Annotated in this window: 15 protein-coding genes; 9 read left to right on the forward strand and 6 right to left on the reverse strand. The window is 70.7% G+C overall.

What is annotated here, in order from left to right; genetic code table 11:
- Window positions 1–95: 95 nt before the first annotated feature.
- On the reverse strand, window positions 96–722 hold the full coding sequence (locus RWE79_RS03285) for a TetR/AcrR family transcriptional regulator (RefSeq protein ID WP_475938474.1): 627 nt from the start codon (window positions 720–722) through the stop codon (window positions 96–98).
- 123 nt (window positions 723–845) lie between these two features.
- On the opposite strand from RWE79_RS03285, the gene RWE79_RS03290 reads away from it, so the two are divergent.
- Entirely contained in the window at window positions 846–1757 is a 912-nt protein-coding gene (locus RWE79_RS03290; RefSeq protein ID WP_475938475.1) for an alpha/beta fold hydrolase, read from the forward strand.
- A gap of 171 nt (window positions 1758–1928) precedes the next feature.
- Here the strand turns inward: RWE79_RS03290 and RWE79_RS03295 are convergent, their stop codons facing one another.
- Window positions 1929–2603, reverse strand: a complete 675-nt coding sequence (locus tag RWE79_RS03295; protein ID WP_475945565.1) for a TetR/AcrR family transcriptional regulator — start codon at window positions 2601–2603, stop codon at window positions 1929–1931.
- Window positions 2604–2688: 85 nt separating this feature from the next.
- On the opposite strand from RWE79_RS03295, the gene RWE79_RS03300 reads away from it, so the two are divergent.
- Window positions 2689–3711 (forward strand): NAD(P)-dependent alcohol dehydrogenase, encoded by a 1023-nt coding sequence (locus RWE79_RS03300; RefSeq protein WP_475938476.1) that lies wholly within the window; start codon window positions 2689–2691, stop codon window positions 3709–3711.
- 204 nt (window positions 3712–3915) lie between these two features.
- Here RWE79_RS03300 and tpg read toward each other — a convergent pair whose 3' ends face one another.
- Complete coding sequence (tpg, locus tag RWE79_RS03305; protein WP_475938477.1) at window positions 3916–4470, reverse strand: telomere-protecting terminal protein Tpg; 555 nt, start codon at window positions 4468–4470, stop codon at window positions 3916–3918.
- Between the two features lie 9 nt (window positions 4471–4479).
- Window positions 4480–6441: a telomere-associated protein Tap gene (tap, locus tag RWE79_RS03310; protein ID WP_475938478.1), complete on the reverse strand. Its 1962-nt coding sequence runs from the start codon at window positions 6439–6441 to the stop codon at window positions 4480–4482.
- A 1065-nt stretch (window positions 6442–7506) separates the two neighbouring features.
- Between tap and rox the strand changes: the two genes are divergently transcribed.
- The 3 genes from rox (at window position 7507) to RWE79_RS03325 (ending at window position 11345) form a co-directional block, all read left to right on the forward strand.
- Entirely contained in the window at window positions 7507–8985 is a 1479-nt protein-coding gene (gene rox / locus RWE79_RS03315) for a rifampin monooxygenase (RefSeq protein WP_475938479.1), read from the forward strand.
- 399 nt (window positions 8986–9384) lie between these two features.
- Window positions 9385–10605 (forward strand): riboflavin synthase, encoded by a 1221-nt coding sequence (locus tag RWE79_RS03320; protein ID WP_475938480.1) that lies wholly within the window; start codon window positions 9385–9387, stop codon window positions 10603–10605.
- A complete protein-coding gene (locus tag RWE79_RS03325; protein ID WP_475938481.1) occupies window positions 10602–11345 on the forward strand; it encodes a class I SAM-dependent methyltransferase in 744 nt (247 codons plus the stop codon). Before RWE79_RS03320 ends, RWE79_RS03325 begins: the two co-directional genes overlap by 4 nt.
- 58 nt (window positions 11346–11403) lie before the next feature.
- Here the strand turns inward: RWE79_RS03325 and RWE79_RS03330 are convergent, their stop codons facing one another.
- A complete protein-coding gene (locus RWE79_RS03330; protein WP_475938482.1) occupies window positions 11404–11919 on the reverse strand; it encodes a GNAT family N-acetyltransferase in 516 nt (171 codons plus the stop codon).
- 93 nt (window positions 11920–12012) lie between these two features.
- Window positions 12013–12456: a DUF4232 domain-containing protein gene (locus tag RWE79_RS03335; RefSeq protein WP_475938483.1), complete on the reverse strand. Its 444-nt coding sequence runs from the start codon at window positions 12454–12456 to the stop codon at window positions 12013–12015.
- Window positions 12457–13391: 935 nt separating this feature from the next.
- Between RWE79_RS03335 and RWE79_RS03340 the strand changes: the two genes are divergently transcribed.
- The 4 genes from RWE79_RS03340 (at window position 13392) to RWE79_RS03355 (ending at window position 17715) form a co-directional block, all read left to right on the forward strand.
- Window positions 13392–14114 carry a VOC family protein gene (locus RWE79_RS03340; protein WP_475938484.1) on the forward strand — a complete coding sequence of 241 codons (723 nt, stop codon included), beginning with the start codon at window positions 13392–13394 and terminating at the stop codon, window positions 14112–14114.
- A 264-nt stretch (window positions 14115–14378) separates the two neighbouring features.
- Complete coding sequence (locus tag RWE79_RS03345; RefSeq protein WP_475938485.1) at window positions 14379–14882, forward strand: hypothetical protein; 504 nt, start codon at window positions 14379–14381, stop codon at window positions 14880–14882.
- Window positions 14882–16279 (forward strand): hypothetical protein, encoded by a 1398-nt coding sequence (locus RWE79_RS03350; RefSeq protein WP_475938486.1) that lies wholly within the window; start codon window positions 14882–14884, stop codon window positions 16277–16279. The genes RWE79_RS03345 and RWE79_RS03350 overlap by 1 nt, the downstream gene beginning before the upstream one ends.
- Window positions 16276–17715, forward strand: coding sequence for a VWA domain-containing protein (locus RWE79_RS03355; protein ID WP_475938487.1), 1440 nt, complete (start codon window positions 16276–16278; stop codon window positions 17713–17715). Before RWE79_RS03350 ends, RWE79_RS03355 begins: the two co-directional genes overlap by 4 nt.
- Window positions 17716–17722 lie beyond the last annotated feature (7 nt).

The following is a 17722-nucleotide window of genomic DNA, read 5'->3' on the forward strand; positions in this document are numbered from 1 at the left end:
CGGCTGAGCCGGCTCGACCCGGCTGACCCCAGGGGCGGGGCCGGCGGTTCGAGAGCCGCGGCCCGGGCAGGTCCGGTCCGCGGGGCGCTCGCACCTCAGCTCTCCGCGGAAGCGGGCCCGGCGCCTTGGAAGATCCGGTCCAGGTGGTGGCCCAGGACCGCGGCGGCGGACTGCGGGCTGCGCTGGCCGACAAGGATGCTGATGCCGAGTCCCGCCGACATGGCGAGCAGGCTGACCGCCTCCAACCGCGCGTTCACGCCGGGCTGAAGGAGGTCCGACTCCTGTGCCTGCCGGAGGAGTTCGGTCAGGGTGTCCTCGGCGGCATCAGGGTTTCGGATGAACGGCTGGGCGGCGAGCGCCGGGTCGGTCACGGCCAGAACGGCGTACGAGGTGTAGACGAGGTGGAAGGCGCGGCTCTCCTCGTCGATCGGCAGCGACGCCATCAGCAGCGCCTCGATCGTCGCGCGCGGTCCCGGGCTGTCCCCGGCGGCCCGAACCCGGCCGGCGACCCGTTCCCCGAATCGCTCAGCCAGCTGCTGCAGTCCGTGGAGCAGCAGCTTTTCCTTGGTCTCGAAGTAGTACTGCACCAGTCGCAGTGACACCCCCGCCTCCGCCGCCACGTCGCGCATCCCCACGGCGTGCAGGCCGCGTCGGCCGGCGACCCGGACGAGTGCGTCGGCGATTTCGGTACGCCGTTCCTCGTGGTCCACGCGCTTGGGCATCGGGCGCCCCTCCACTCGTCCGTGGCCCTGGTCCAGGGCCCCTGCGACTCATGATGATACAGCCGTACCACCAACATGGTACGTTCGTATCACGAAGAATCGACCTCTTGGAGGTGGCCGTACGTGTCCGAGACCACGACCCGAGCCCAGGCCGACGTCGGCCGCTATGTGAGCGAGGCTTTGCGGGACCGCTACTTCGCGGCCTGTGACGCGGTGTACGCACTGGGAGCGCCCGCGCTCGCGGAAGCGGACGTGGAGACCTCGTTCGGCACCACACACGTCTACCGGTACGGCCCCACGGACCCGGCCGCGCAGTCCCGCACCCCCGTCGTCCTGGTGCACGGAGCGGGCTCCTGTTCGGCCATGTGGTACCCGAACACCGCCGCCCTCAGCGCCGAGCGCCCGGTCTACGCGATCGACACCCCGGGCGATCCCGGACGCAGCGTGCAACGCGAACCCATCCAGCAACCCGAACGTGCCGCACGGTGGCTGGACGAGACGATCGCCGGGCTCGGGCTCGACCGCGTGCACCTTGTCGGCTCTTCGTACGGCGGATGGCTCGCCCTCAACCAGGCGCACCGCAGGCCCGGCCGTCTCGCCTCGGTCACATTGCTCGACCCCGGCGGACTGGAGAAGGTGAGTCTGCGCTTCTTCGTCTGGATCTTCGTCAGCCTGTTCGCGACCTTCGCACCCAAGGCACTGCGCCCGCGACTCGCGGCCTGGCTGGAGCAACCGGTCCTCGTCGTGCCCGAGTTGCGCAAAATGATCCAACTGGGTGTCCGTGCCTACCGCATACGCCGCCCGGCTCCACTGCCCCTGTCCGAGAGCGAACTGTCCACCATCCGTACCCCGCTCCACCTGGTGCTCGGCAAGCGGAGCCTCCTGGTGCACCCGCAGCGCCAAGTGGAGCGTGTTCCGCGCCTGATACCGGGTGCTCGGGCCGAAATCGTCTCGGACACCGGCCACGGACCTCAGATCGACCACGCGGAGGAGACCAACCGCCGGATGCTGAGCTTCATGGACTCCGTCAGCTGACAACATCCGGCCGGGTCCGTCGGCGAGCCGGTGGATCCCAGGGATGTCGCCGGCACGGGGCGCGAAGGTGCACGGTGTGACTGAGCACTTCAGTTGGCCTGAGCGTCACAGTGGCCATCACGTGATTGCGCTCGGGCCGGGTCGGGCTGGCCGTGGTACGCCGCTGGCTCGTCAGCCCGCCGCTTGCTGGAGGCCGTCGAGGATGAGGTCCAGTCCGAATTCGAACTCGTCGCCGTAGGCGTACCCGGGACGCATGACGTGAGCGGTCGCGATCTCGGTCAGGTACGGGTACTCGCCATCGCCGAAACCGCTCATGATGGAATCCGCCAGTTCGGCGGTCTCCTCCGGGGAGTCAAAGGGCAAGATCTTCTCCTGCAGGGCGAACCCGTAGATGTAGCTGTCGAGAACCGAGACGGCGTGGGCAGTCAGGGTGAGGGAGAACCCGCCCTGACGCAGGCAGCCGAGAACGGCGTCGTGGTGACGCAGAGTCGCCGGGCCTGGAGTGGACCGTGACTCCATCAGCCCGATCGCCCAGCGGTGGCGGGACAGCACGAGGCGCATGGAGATTGCCCGCTGCCGCATCGCCTGTCGCCAGCCGTCACCCGGCGTGGGCAGTTCGACCTCGCCGAACACCAGGTCAACCATGCCGTCGAGCAAGTCATCCTTGTTGGCCACATGGTTGTACAAGGACATTGCCTCGACTCCGACGGCCTCGCCGAGCTTGCGCATGCTGAGCGTCTCCAGGCCGCCGGCGTCGGCGAGTTCGACGGCGGCACGCAGCACCCGCTGCCGGGTGAGCGTCTCGCGGGTCGGCTGCGGGACGGTACGTCGGGTCACGGTGGACATCACTTCCTCTCGTGGTCGCCCAGCATTGACGAGCTTACGCCGTAAGTACGCGGGAGACGGAACGGGAGCAGTGACGATGCGGAACATGAGCGAGCCGATCGCAACCGCAGGCGGGACCAAGACGATGGCGGCCGTCGTACAGGAGCGTTACGGCACCGACCCGGAAGCCGTGCTGCGCACGGCGCGGCTCGCCCGGCCCAGCATCGGGCCGGCCGAGGTACTGGTACGTGTGCGCGCCTCCAGCGTGGACCGGGGCACCTGGCACATGATGGCCGGCCTGCCGTACGCGATCCGGCCCGTGAGCGGGCTGCGCAGGCCGAAGCTCCCCAACCCCGGCCGCAACATCGCCGGTGTCGTCGAGGCGGTCGGCCCACAAGTGGCCGGGTTCGCGCCCGGCGATGAGGTCTACGGCACGACAGTGGCCGCGTTCGCCGAATACGCTGCCACCCGTCCTGACAGGATCGCCCCCAAGCCGACCGGACTCACCTTCGAGGAGGCGGCGACGGTACCCGTCAGCGCGCTCACCGCACTCCAGGCGGTTCGCGACAAGGGCCATGTCCAGGAGGGCCAGCAGGTCCTGATCACGGGAGCCGCCGGCGGCGTAGGCACCTTCGCCGTCCAACTCGCCCACGCCTTCGGCGCCCGGGTCACGGCCGTCGCGAGCACCCCCAAGCTCGACGCCGTACGAGCGCTGGGCGCCGACCACGTGATCGACTACACGCGCGAGGACTTCCTTGCCGGCCCGCGACGCTACGACGCCATCATCGACATCGCGGGCCACCGCGGTCTGCGGGATCTGCGCCGCGCGCTCACGCCCCGCGGCAGGCTGGTCATCACCGGCGGCGAGACGAACGGCTCCTGGCTCGGCGGCACTGACCGGCAGCTCCGCGCCCAGATGCTGTCCCCGTTCACCGGCCGGCACCTGGGCACCTTCATTTCCTCCGAGCACGCCGATGGGCTGCGCGACCTGACCGTTCTCATCGACACTGGCACGCTCAGCCCTGTCGTGGACCGCGTCTACCCACTCGCCGAGACCGCCGCAGCCGTCCGACACCTTCTCGACGGCCGCGCCACGGGCAAGGTGGCGCTTGCCCTGCCCGCGGAGTGACGCTGCAGGCCGGCGCCGGCAACGTGCCATCCATTCGCAGCTCCCGGACATCGCCACGCCTGACGACTGACTCCCCTGCATACCCGACAGCCGCAAGGCGACCACAGTCGGCCACTGAGCGCAGAGCGGCCAACTGAAGCGCTCACTGGCCAGCTGAAGCGCTCAGTCACAAACGGACGCGCCCCGGAGCGCACCTCGCCCGCGTCAGAAGTCGAGCTCCACGTAGTCGATGTCGGTGAACTCGACCAGGAGCCCCTGGGCGCGGCGGCCTCGGTCCTTGAAGTACTGCTCCTGGAGTCCTTCGGCGACGACCGCCTGGAGCTGTTCGTCGGTGGCCCCGGCGGCCTGCTGGTCGAAGAGACGGGCCGCGTACGCGGGTGGAAGGTGCTGGGTGATCAGCCGGATCCGTCCGTCGTCCGTGGTGCCGGGCGCGGCGGTGAAGCCGAATCTGGCCCGGGTCTCCACGACGATGCCGGTGGAGGTGGCTGCCTGCTTCTTCGCCTTCTCCTTCACACGGGGCTGCCACCGTTTGCGGACCTCACCGGTGATCCGGGCCGCGAGGTCCGCGCGCGGCTTCTTGATCTGGCCCTTGACGTACCGTTCGACGGTGCGCTGGGAGATGCCCAGCAGCTCGGCGACGGCCTTGGTGCCCTTCTCCTGCTTGACCAGGAACCGCATCTGCGCGGGTGCGCTCTTGGGGGCGGGGCGGGTGGCGGTGTTCGCCGCGGCCTTGTCGAGGCTGTCGCCGAGGATGCCCATCAGGTGTCCCTACTCCCCGCTGTCTTCGGTGTCGCCCTTGATGTGCCGGGCGGGGTTGAGTCCTTCGTCGAGCAGTTGCACGGCCCACAGCAGCTCCTGGGTGCCCTCGTGCTTGACCATGCCTGGGCTCACGCCGAGCCGGAAGGTGCCGGGAGCCGGCTTGCCGTCGGCGGTGTGCGGCAGCACATCCAGCGGACTGGGCCCGTCGGACAGGTAGACGGCGCAGTCCGACAGCAGCGCGACCGGGATCAGCGCGTCCTCGGCGAGCATCAGGTGACCGGCCGGGGCCGGGGCCTGCTGCGCGGCGAGGGCGGTCTTGAGGAGCTTGCGGTGCATGTTGACGCGGGCCGCGGCGATGACAGCGGCGCGGATGTCGGGGCGCCAGGTGGGGCGCTCCAACGCCGGCCACCGCTCGCCGAAGGTGTAGGACGTGCCCTGCGGGCGCTCGCGCAGCTTCCCGATGCCGCCCTTGACCGTCGACTTGATCGCCGACAGCACCGCCGTCATGTCCGGGTCGTTCTGCTTGTGCGTGGCCATCGCCGCCAGGAACTCGGCCTCGCTCATCCCGGAGACCACACCGAGGTCGGCCATCGTCGCCTTGTACGCCTCACTGAGGTGCTTGTACCAGGGATCCAGGTACGGGCCGGACCGGTGACGGATCCACGCCTCCAACGGCCTTGGACGGAACGGCAGTCGGAAGGTGTCGACCAGTTCCTGGGCGTAGGCGACGGTCGGCGTCGCGTACCAGGCCGGCCCCGCCGGGCGGGTGCCCTGCGGCGTGAACGGGTTCGGCAGCCGCGGGTCGAGCTCGATCCCGGACAGGTCGACCAGCCACGCGCCGGGCGTCTTCTTGTCGAAGGCCGGCGCCTTGACGTGGACCGGCGCCGACAGGCCCACGACCAGCCGGTTGGCGGCGGCCAGGAACGCGGTGTTCACGTCGATGCCGACCGCGTACCGGCGCTCGCACTCGGCGTCGGTGAGCAGCTGCGGGTCACGGGTCCACTCGTACGCCTCCTCGTCGAGGACCTCGTCCGGCGTGCGCTGGTGGGTGCGCGGATACAGAGCGGCGACGATCGGGTGCTCGGACGGGGCCTCCGCCGGGGCCGGGTCGACGGCTTCGGTGAGCGAGCCGGGCACCGGTCCGGACACCCATGCGCCGGTCTCCTCGTCCTTCACCGCGCGGGTCGGCGGACGCAGCGCGGTCATCGTCTCCAGGCCGCAGACGGCGGTCGATCCGCGCGGGGTGATGACCCGGGTCGCGTAGGTGCCCAGCACCTGGGCGAGGGCCGCGGGCGGCAGTTGACCGGCGTCGCCCCAGGAACGGGAGTCGAGCGCGCCCCAGGACAGGACCGCGAACTGCACGCAGCTGCGCCGGCCGGCCTGGGCCGGGCGGTAGACCCTCGCCCATGGGCCGAAACCACGGCGGGTGAGCTGCCACTTGGCCTTGACGATCTGCTTGACGGCCTTGTGGTCGTCCGGCAGCCGCAAACCGCGCCGGTCCTCCAGGCGATCGGGGAGCCCGAGCCGTTCGGCGGCCGTGGCGGTGAGGACGATCAGCGGGTCGGCGTCCTTGCCCGAGGGGTGCAGCCGGGGCGCACCGAGCCTGGCCTCGGCCAGCGTCCATTCGACCAGCGCCGGGAGAGTCCTGGCCGGGCAGTCCAGTACCAGGCCGCCCACGCAGTACACCGAGCCGTCGCCGTCCAGCACGCCGAGCGGCCCGTTGGCGAAGCGCGGATCCGCCACGGAGGCCGGGGAGGCGGCGGCAGTTTTTGCGGGCGGGCCGCTCCGCGGCCGGACGCCGTGACATCGACGGCGGCTCGACCGCGGGCGCCGCCTCGGGCTCGGGGACGCCAGGAGGAGCGGGCGCGGGTGCCGCCGATACCTCCGGGGAGCCGCTGAACACCTCGGACCCCGGGGCGGGTTCAGCCGGGTACTTCGCCGCCCAGCCGTCCAGCAGCCGCTGATAGGCACGCAGCCGCGGGGGGCGTGGCTCGCTGCGGCCGTTCTCCCAGTTCTTCACCGTCTGCGTCGTCGTGCGCAACACCTGCGCCAGACGGGCCTGCGTGACACCGGAAGCCTCCCGCAGCCGCGCCCGCTCCTCCGGCGACGGCAGTGGCGGCTCACCCTCCAGCAGGGCGTCGACCGCCTCGAACAGCTCTTCCTCGGTGGGCAACTACTTCACCTCCACCCCGAGCCTACCACTCTTTAGCCTTGGAATTACCCATATTTTTAACCTAGAATTACTGACATTCGGTGTAGTCGCCGGCGGGCTCGGATCCTGCGTGAGGCTCTCTGACCTCTGACATGAGATCTGACGACCAATAGGTTTCTGCCACTTGGTGCGCAGGGGATGCCTGTGGCCGTTGCCGCGCCGGCATGCTGGGCCTTGTCGACAGCGGGCAGCGTCATCAACTGCCTCTGGGTCAGGGCAGGAACCGCCGGTTCGGGACAGCTGAAACGGTCCCGGACCCTCACCCAATGAGGACTGTCCTGCCACATCGAAGGCGCCACCGGGCAATGGAGTGATCTGCACCTATAGGCCGGCGTCTGCTTGGCGGGCCCTCACCCAGTGTTCCTCGAACTCGCTCCGGCTGATCTCTTGGCCCGCGAGTGCCGGGTCAAAGAGGTCCACAGTCTCCGGGTCGGTGACCACTTCAACCCAGGCGAACGTTCCGAGGACCTCCTGCTCGGAACGCACTCGGACCCACCACCACGAACCGCCCATGCCGTAGTCGTGCAGAGCGAGGAAGGAGCGCTTGTGCGCGGCACCTCAGGCCGGCCTTGCCGAAGAAGGTGGACCGCCGGCATCGCCGTACGCGGCGCGGCACCGGACAAAGGGCGCGGCACCGGACAAAGGCAAAGGCAAGGAGGTCACCCACTCCTTGCCACTCTTAACATATAGCGCACCGGGGGGCTTGCGGCAAGGGCCGGGGCGTGCCGCAGAATGGCCGGCCAAGGCCAGGAACTGCGGAAATGACGGATTCGCGAATGCGCGGAGCAGCCGGCCGAAATGCAATCTCGTTGAATGGGCATTTGATGATTGACGTGATCGTGGTCGGCGCCGGACCGACCGGCTTGATGCTGGCCGCCGAGTTGCGGCTGCACGGCGTGCACGTGGTCGTGCTGGAAAAGCTGGCCGAGCCGACCATGGAGTCCCGCGGGCGCGGCCTGCACACGCGGAGCGTCGAGATGATGGACCAACGCGGCCTGCTGGAACGGTTTCTCGCGGTCAGTGAGAAGTTCCAGGTCGGCGGTTTCTTCGGCGGCATCCTCAAGCCGTGGCCGGACCGCCTGGACACCGCGCACCCGTACGGCCTCTCCACTCTGCAGCCGGTCACCGAGCGGCTGCTCAACGAGCGCGCGCTCGAACTCGGTGCCGAGATCCGGCGCGGCTGCGAAGTGGTCGGGTTGAGCCAGTCCGATGACGGGGCCGGGGCCGGCGTGACCGTCGAGCTGGCGGGTGGGGGCACCTCCGCCAATGAGGGCGTAGCCGGCGGGGGAGGCACGTACCTGCGCTCGCGCTACCTCGTCGGCTGCGACGGCGGCCGCAGTGCGGTGCGCAAGCTGCTCGGCGTCGGCTTCCCCGGTGAGCCCACCAAGGTCGAGACGCTGCTGGGCGACATGGAGATGACCGAGGAGCCGGAGACGGTCGCCGCCGTCGTCAGGGAAGTCACCAAGACCCAACTGCGGTTCGGCACCATCCCCAACGGGGACGGGACCTACCGCGTCATCGTGCCCGCCGAGGGCGTGGCCGAGGACCGCGCGACCGCGCCGACTCTGGAGGAGTTCAAGCAGCGGCTGCGGGCCCTGGCGGGCACCGACTTCGGCGTGCACTCGCCGCGCTGGCTGTCCCGGTTCGGCGACGCCACCCGGCAGGCCGAGCGCTACCGGATCGGCCGGGTGCTGCTGGCCGGCGACGCGGCGCACATCCACCCGCCGACCGGTGGGCAGGGGCTGAACCTCGGCGTGCAGGACGCCTTCAACCTCGGCTGGAAGCTGGCCGCCGCGGTCAACGGCTGGGCACCCGAAGGGCTGCTGGACAGCTACCACACCGAACGGCACCCGGTGGGCGCCCGCGTGCTGGCCAACACCCGCGCGCAGATCACGCTGCTGGGGACCGATCCGGGTGCGACCGCGCTGCGGGAGCTGTTCTCGACGCTGATGGACTTCGAGGAGGCGAACCGGTACGTGACCGGGATGATCACCGCGGTCGGGGTCCGCTACGACTTCGGCGAGGGCCATGACCTCCTCGGCCGGCGGCTGCGGGACATGAAACTGAAGCAGGGGCGCCTGTACGAGCGGATGCACGGCGGCCGCGGCCTGCTGCTCGACCAGACCGGCCGGCTTACGGTGTCGGGCTGGGCCGACCGGGTCGACCACGTCGTCGACGTCAGCGAGGAACTCGACGCGCCCGCGGTACTGCTGCGACCGGACGGCCATGTGGCGTGGGTCGGCGATGAGCAGGCCGATCTCCTCAGCCGGCTGCCCGAGTGGTTCGGCGCTCCCGCCGGCTGAGCGCACCGTCGTGGTTCGAAAGGGGCGAGCTGTCTCCGGCCAAGTCCGGCGCGGTCCGGTGCCGTCCGGCGCGGCCCGCTGCGGTCCGGCGCCGTACCTCCCGCTGAGTGCCGCGCCACCGGGCCGGACACCCATGGCGGGCCCCAGCCGCGGGCCGGGGCGTGCAGGCGGGCCGCGCGCGCTGCTTGATCCCCGGATCTGCCGCGTGTTAGATGGTGACCGGTGCGATTCCAAGGTGCGGCGGTGAAAGCCCGTCGGTTCCGCCGTTCGCGGTGGGACGATCCGGTGTGATTCCGGGGCCAAGCGGTGATACCCCGCCACCTCTCGGGCCCGACGTGGGCTCCTGCTTTTTCTCCCTGCGGCCAGGTTCTGCCTGCCGCTGTCGAGAGGTGGTGCGAGATGTTCACCGGACACATCCATGAGATCGGCACGGTCGTGGCAGCAGGCCAGGACCACATCATGATCAGAGCTCCCAAGGCCGCCACACGGACGCCCGATTCCATCTGCGTGAACGGGGTGGGGCTGACGGTGGCGCCGGTCGCCGGAGAGCAAGGCGTCCTGGCCGCGGCGGTGTCGGCCGACACCCGCCGCAGGTCGACGCTCGGCCAGGTCCCGCCCGAGACACGTGTCAACGTGGAGACACCGCTGAGATTTGGTGACCCCAGCAGCGGGCATCTGGTGCAGGGTGACGTCGAGGCCGTGGGCAAGGTCGTACGGATCGACGACGAGGGAACCATGCGGCGGATGTGGATCAAGCCGCCCGAGCGGTTCCACTCGCTGATCACCGCCAAGGCCCAAGTGGCGGTGGACGGGGTCAGCCTCACCATCGCCGAGGTGGCCCGCGACCGGTTCGCGGTGGCGCTCGTCCCGCTTACGCTGCGGGCCACCACCCTGGCGGACCTGTCCGTGGGGGACCGCGTGAACCTGGAGCCCGACCTGGTCACCCGCCTCGCCCGGCGCTGGCCCTGCGCCCCCGGCCGGGCGGTGGCCGAAGTGGTCGCCGCACTGCCTTGGGCGGGACGGGTCACGGGCGCCCGGGGCGTACAGCAGGCGGTGGCGCAACTGGCGGCCGGTGGCGCCGTCGTGATCTGGGATCCGGACCGGGAGGGCGAGGGTGACGTGGTGTTCGCGGGGGCGCGGCTCCGGCCGGAGGCGTTCACCTTCCTGCTCACCCAGGTCTGCGGCCATTCGACCGTGCCATGTGCGCCGGAGGTCCTCGAACGGCTGGAGATCGGACCCGTTCCCGGGCCCGGCGACCGGCATGGCACCCGGCCGCACATCCCGGTGGACCTGGCGTCCGCCACAGGTACCGGCGTCTCGGCGGCCGAACGTGCCGCGACCGTACGGCGTTTGGCCCATCCCGACGCCCGTCCGGAGGACTTCCTGCGCCCGGGGCACGTCTTCCCGCTGGCGGCCCGGCCCGGAGGCCTGGCCGAGCGGGCCGGTCACACCGAAGCCACCGTCGCCCTGTGCGTGGCGGCCGGACTGCCTCCGGTGGGGGTGTGCTGCGAGGTCATGAACCATGACGGCACGATGGCCAAGGCCGCCGACCTGGAGATCGCCGCGCTGGCCTGGGGCCTGCCCATGCTGGACGTGGCCGACCTGACACGGCACCTGTGACACCCGTCGACGGCCGGGACCTCTACGACGACCCGCGATTCTTCGAGGGCTATCGCCGTCTCCGGGCGACAGGGGCAGGCGTCAACGACGCCGTCGAGATCCCCGCTCTGGCCCGGATGCTCCCTCCGGTGCATCGCGCGTCGGTCATCGATCTGGGCTGCGGCACCGGGGCACTCGCTCGCAGCCTGGCCGACGAGGGTGCCGAAGACGTCCTGGCCGTCGACGCCTCCGAGCGGATGCTTGCGGCTGCCGCGCCGCACCCCAAGGTCCGCTATCTGTGCGCGGACCTGGAGACACTCGCGCTGCCCTCCGGCTGCGCCGACCTGGTCGTCAGCAGCATGGTCCTGCACTACATCGCGGACTACCCGGGCCTGGTGGGCCGCGTCGCCACCTGGCTGCGTCCCGGCGGAAGGCTGGTCTTCTCCCAGGAACACCCGGTCTGCACGGCCCACCGGCTGATGCCCGGCTGGATGCGGACCGGCGACGGCACGATCTGGCCGGTCGACGACTACGCCGCCGAAGCGCCCAGGACCCAGAACTGGATCGTCGAGGGAGTCGTGAAACACCACAGACGGACGGCCACCTTGATCAACGCACTGCTCCAAGCCGGCCTGGAACTCACCGGAATCGACGAACCCACCCCCGGCACCGAGGCGCTCAACTCCCGTCCCGAGCTGGCCGAACACCTCAGACGTCCCCCGATCCTGATACTCGCCGGAGTCCTGCCCGTCCGGTCATGAGGCCGTCGGTCCGGCCTGTCACCTCGGCTTCGGCCGGTGTGCGGCGTCGGCCCGCAGGCTAGACGTGGTCGAAGGGTGCGGCGTACGCGAAGGTGCCGCGCAGCGTCGGCTCGTACGCCGTGAGGGTCCGCACCTGGAAGTACTCGCCATAGCCGGGGTCCGGCGGGATGATGCCGTACTGCGTGCTGGGGCGAAAGCCGTAGCGGCCGTAGTACGCGGGGCTGCCGAGCAGGGCGACGAGCGGCTCGCCGAGCGCGTCCGCCGCGCCGAGCACGGCGTGGACGAGCGCCAGCCCGACGCCGCGACGCTGGTGGTCGGGGCGCACGCTGAGCGGGCCGAGTCCCAGGGCCGGGGCCGCGTCGATGTGTCCCCGGGTGCAGATCACATGCCCGACGACCTCACCCGGCTCGCTCAACGCCACGAGCGACAGCTCCGGCAACCAGCCCTCGCAGCCGCGCAATTCGTCCAGCAGGGTGGCCTCGACGGGGATCGGGGTCCCCTGCTTGGCGAACGCGGCTGTGGTGACAGCGCGTACGGCTTGAATGTCGGCGGGTACTTCGCGTCGGATCAGCACCGGCACAGTCTGAGTACGGAGCGGTGCGGGCGCAAACGAATTAGGTGCTGTCGAAGCGACGGGGACACGGCGCGCGGCGATGCCGGTCAGCGACTACTTCTCCGCCGCGCCGCCGGTGACCGTCCTGCTCGTCTCGTCCTTCTTCCAGGCGCCGACACCGAGCTTCCCCGTCGTGCCCAGATCGAGTTCCGGGATCACCGTCACGGGGGCGGCACCGGGCTTCTCCCGCACCCTCACGTACGGGACGTTCACAGGATTGCCGACACCGGCTTCGACGGTGTTGCGCCAGACCAGCCCTGCCTGCGCGCGCTCGCCGGGCTTGAGGACCAGCGGCCGGGGCAGGTCGTCGGCTCCGGTGCCGGTCGCGACGGCGCTGCCGCCGTGGAGGATCTTCACACCCTTGACCGGCTTGTGCCCCTCGTCGAGGAGTTGGAGCTGCGGGTAGCCGTTGAGCCGCATGGTCCGGGTGCCGCAGTTCTCCAAGTGGAGACCCACGACACGGAGGCCCATGGCGGCATCGCCTTGGTCGGCGTACACGCGCACTCCCGAGGACGGGCAGGGTCCCCCTTCGGAGGATGCTTCGTCGGCGGGAACACTCCTCACCACGGCGATCCTGACTCGTCCCCCGCCGCTCAGGTTCCAGGCGATCCCGCCGACAGCGACGGTGCGCTTCACGGTCCGGCCCGGTTTGACGGACGGCACTGTCTGCTTCGTACTGCTCAGCGCCTCTCCGGCATCCGACAGGAACTCGAAGGTGATCGTGTAGGTGAAGGGTTCGGCCTCATGGTTGGTGACCTCGAACTCGGCGCAGGCGCGGGTGCCCGCCGCTCGATCCGGTGATCCTGACTCCGTCCTTCTCCGCGTCTGAGGGGTCTCCAGCCGGGGCCGCGGTGCCGGGCGCGGCCTGCGTGCCGGAGTTGCCGGCCCCGCAGGTGGACTCGCCCCGCGAATCGGCCTGCTGGGATCCGCAAGCCGTGAGCAGCAGGACGCCGGCGGCGACGGGAAGGACGACGGAGGCTCTACGCATCAGCCGAGTCGACCAGCACCAGGGCAGGTCAGGCCGTGACGGAAGCCATACTTCCGGTAACAGGCCTGTCACAGTCAAGTGAGCGCTACGGAAGGGGACTTGCCGGAACCGGTGGTGCTGCGCCCCGAGGCCGACCATGCCTGGCCGTTGCTGTTTCGACCGGTCGTGAAAAGCCGCGCGCCGGGACGGCGTTCTCGACGAGGCCGACCAGCCTCACCGCCCCACCGGCAACACCGCAGCCCAGGGCGCATCCGCCCCATCCGGCGAGAACACCCCCACCGGCGAGCAGCCGCCGCGGGACGGCGAAACTTCAGCGACCATGCGCCCTCCGGCTTATTCGCGTTGCGTCGCAGGACCCGAGCGTCCTAGCGTTGTCCTCCTCATGGGCGGGGAGGATGTGCCCTGTCTGCAGCTGCGAGTCAGCAGATCGGAGATGCGGAACGGGATGACTTCTCACCTCCTGGCACTCTGCTTCGACGCGAACGACCCCCTCCTTCTCGCGCGCTTCTGGGCCGGTGTCCTGGACTGGGAGTTGACCGACGATACCCACGACGGCATCGCCCTCCTGCCGAGCGACGACACCGGGTTCCGGATCGGGTTTCTCCCGACCAAGGAGCAGAAGTCCGGCCAGAACCGGATGCACTTCGATCTGACCAGCGCGTCCCTCCAGGACCAGCAGGAGACGGTGACGAGGGCACTCGGGCTCGGCGCCCGGCACATCGACATCGGTCAACGCCCGGAGGAGGGTCATGTGGTGCTCGCCGACCCCGAAGGCAATGAGTTCTGCGTCATCGAGCCGGGCAACAACTTCCTTGCCGACTGCGGATTCGTAGGAGCGCTCGCGTGCGACGGTTCGCAGGAGGTCGGGTACTTCTGGAGCAAGGCGCTGGGCTGGCCGCTGGTCTGGGACCAGGAGCAGGAGACCGCGATCCGTTCGCCGCACGGCGGTCCGAAGTTCACGTGGGGCGGTCCGCCGCTGATGCCGAAGACCGGGAAGAACCGGCTGCGTTTCGACCTCGCTCCCCCTGCCGACGGTGATCAGCAAGCGGAGGTCGACCGTCTCGTCTCCCTGGGGGCGACCCGAATCGACATCGGCCAGGACGAGATCAGCCGGGTCGTGATGGCCGATCCCGATGGCAATGAGTTCTGTGTCCTGACCCCCCGATAGCGCGCCCAGGTCCGGGCTGGGCGCACTCCCCTCCCTGAAGGGCCTCGGCCCCTGAGCCCGACGCCCATGGGGCCGGTCCGCTGCGGCGGACCGGCCCCGTCTCCCTGTCCGGGCACTCCACCACAGGTGGCGACCACCGCTGTGCGGCCTGTGCGTGACGCGGCTGTGCGTCCGCGATCCGGCGTTGTCAGTGATCGCAAGTATGTTCAGTCGTGTCCCGCCGTTGTGGCGCGGACGTCCCCTTGGCGCAGAGGAGATGGCGCGTTGTCAGACTGGGAGAGGTCGAGCACGGCACGGGTGACAGCACCCGCACGGCCGCGCAAGCTCGCCAAGGTCCCGTTCGTCGAACTGGCCGACGGACGCTTGCAGGGCGTGGTGTCCAGCGGCTCGGACATCGAGCGGGTCTATGTCTCGTCGGTGGCGGCCGGCACCTACGCGTTCGCCTGCAGCACCAACAACAACCGGCCCTGCGGCGGCGCGCGGGGCTCGTTCTGCAATCACATCCGGGCCCTGATCAACGAGGCGGTGCTGCAGTACGGTGCCGGGCGCGTCGCCCGCTATCTGCGGGTCGAGAGCGTGGACGGGGAGCCGAGCCCGGAGACCATCACCACCGGCATGAGCGCCACCCGTCCGGCGCAGGGCGACACCCAGGCCGCCGCGCCCGTCTTCAGCCGGTTCCTTCGCCATCTGGCCTACCTGGAACTCGAACCGACCACCGCACCGTTGCCGGAGATGCAGTGGTTCCCGCCGACCAGGGCGGTGGCGTGATGCGCGCAGATCTGCTCTCCGAGCCCGTCAACGGGATCGACGGGCTCGACGAGGCCCTGGCGGCCGTCGACGCCTTCGACCGGGTTCTCGTCGCGGGTCTGCTCCGTCCCCGGCCCGCCCAGGCCGCCGGTCTGACAGAGCTCGCCCAGGCCGTCGCGGGGACGCCGCTGGCCGCCAGGGTCGCCGAGGCGGCGGAGAAGGCGGCGGCCGGAACGGCGGTCGAGGACCACTTCGTCGCCCTGGCCGCCGCCCGCACCGCGCTGCTCGGTTCCGTCCACGACGCACTGATGACCCGCGTCGAGGAGGCGACCGGTCGGCCCCGCAGCGCGGAGACCGTCCCGGCGTCCGGCGGGCAGCGGGCGGCGAATCTCCTCGCCGCCGCCCGCTCCTGGCTGTCCGATCTGGCGCGCGCCGGGTGGCAGGGCATCGACCACGACGTGGTCTCCGGGGCGGCGAACGTCGTCTCCGTGATGCTCCCCGACCCGGCCCTGCGCCGCCTGGCGACGCTCCTCGACGGCTTCGCCGGCGAACTCGCCGCATCCTGCCCGGGCGCGGCCCTGGAACGCGTCCCGGCGCGCCGCTGGGCCGACCTGTGGTCGCGCGCGATGTTGCTGACGCTGCCGGGTGCGGCGGACGTGCCCGTCACCGGTACGGCCACCGGCCGGCTGCTGCCCCTCGGAGTCGACCTGACGGAACACCCCAGCGCCGTGCAGGCCCAGGTCCACGCGGTGTTCGAGCCCGCGGACGGCGCCGCGCCCCGTCTGGTGCGTGCCGGCGTGTCGGTGCCCAAGCCCGACACGGTCGTGGGAGCCGGCCTCTGGCAGCTGCTCCGCCCGCACATGTCGCTCCTGGCAGCCGTCAGCGAGGGCCGCTCGATGGACCTCGCGGGCATGCCTCTGACCGCCGAGGGCGACTTGCTCTGGAGCGACGAGCACGCACGCCCGGGCGAGCCCGCCGACGCCTTCGCCACCGCCCGCGTCGCGCTGCCCACCGCCACCGACGCCGCGACCGCACCCCTGGACCGGCACCCGGCCCGGATCGCCGTGCCCGTGCTCCTGGAGGGCTACGCCGCCCAGGAGGACGACGGCACCCTGACCTTCACCGTCGCCGGACACCCTCTCGCCGTCGACACCGACCGCGTTCCGACCGCCGGTCCGCTGACCCCCGAGGCCGTCGCGGCGTCCGGCGCGTGCATCGGGCTGCTCCGCTGGGACGCCGGGACGTATCGCGTCCAGCCTCTGGCCGTCGAGACGACCGTACGGAAGAAGGCCGTCGCGATCCACGCCGGCGGCTGGGCCGGAGGCACGACCGACAAGGCCGGAGTCAGGGCCGAGAAGGCCGCCACCGACGCCGTGGCCGTGCTGCGGGAGCGGGCCGGAAGGCTGTTGAGGAAATGACGGAGCACACGACCGAACAGCCGGCCGAGTTCGCGTCCTCGCTGGACCCCGGGGCGGACCCCGACGACAACCGCCGCCAGGTCCTGTACTGGCGGCTCCTCGCCCGGCTCTTCGACCACGAGGAGCAGGCCACCCTGGAATCGGCGAGCCTCGCCGTCGTCGAGGACATCGGCCTGCCGTCCGCGCTGCTGGACCCGCAGGCCTCCGTCGACTCGATCGTGCAGCGCCACCCGGAGCTGGCCGCCGAGTTCGACGGTCTGATGGCGCCCGGCCCCGATGACGGCAGTGCCACTGCCGAAGATGCCGACGACGGTGCCCGCGACCGGGCCGCGGAAGTGCGGCGTGCGGCGCTGGTGTCGAAGGTGCTGCTCAATGTCTTCGCCTCAGGCTCCGGCACGGTCACCGCCGGGCAGCTGACGCGCTGGCAGTCCGACGCGGGCTGGCTGGAGCGCGCGCTCGGCTGCCGGCCCGGGGAGCTGCGCGGCGGCCGCGCGGGCGGAGGCGCCGGAAGAAGCGCCGCAGGACTGGGCGCCGGCCGGTTTCCGTCGATCAGCCCGGAACTGGGCGCCATCGAGGCCGACCTCGTCAAGCGGATGCATCTGCGCGAGGTACTGGCCGACCCGAGGCTGGCCGCGCAGCTGACGCCGAGCATGTCGCTGATCGAGCAGCTGCTGCGGGACAAGAGCAACCTGTCGGGCGTGGCCCTGGCCAACGCCAAGGCCCTGATCCGGCGTTTCGTCGACGAGGTCGCCGAAGTGCTGCGCACCCAGGTGGAGAAGGCCACGGCAGGCGCCCTGGACCGCTCCGTCCCGCCCAAGCGGGTGTTCCGCAACCTCGACCTCGACCGCACGATCTGGAAGAACCTCACCAACTGGAGTCCGGAGGAGGAGCGGTTGTACGTCGACCGCCTCTACTACCGGCACACCGCCCGCAAGACGACACCCCAGCGGCTGATCGTCGTCGTGGACCAGTCGGGCTCGATGGTCGACTCGATGGTGAACTGCACCATCCTGGCGTCGATCTTCGCCGGCTTGCCGAAGGTGGACGTGCACCTGATCGCGTACGACACCCGCGCCATCGACCTGACGCCTTGGGTGAACGACCCGTTCGAGACGCTGCTGCGCACCAACCTCGGCGGCGGCAACGACGGTCCCGTCGCGATGGCCATGGCCCGCCCCAAGATCACCGATCCCGGGGACACCGTGATGGTGTGGATCTCGGACTTCTACGAGTTCGACCGCTCCCAGCCGCTGTTCGAGGGCATCGAGGCCGTCCACCGCTCCGGAGTGAAGTTCATCCCGGTCGGCTCGGTGACCAGCTCCGGCCGCCAGGAGGTCAACCCCTGGTTCCGGGAGCGCTTCAAGGCCCTCGGCACGCCGGTGGTCTCCGGCCACATCCGCAAGCTCGTCCACGAACTCAAGACGCTTCTCGCTTAGAAAGGCC

Source organism: Streptomyces sp. RLA131, assembly GCF_056270125.1.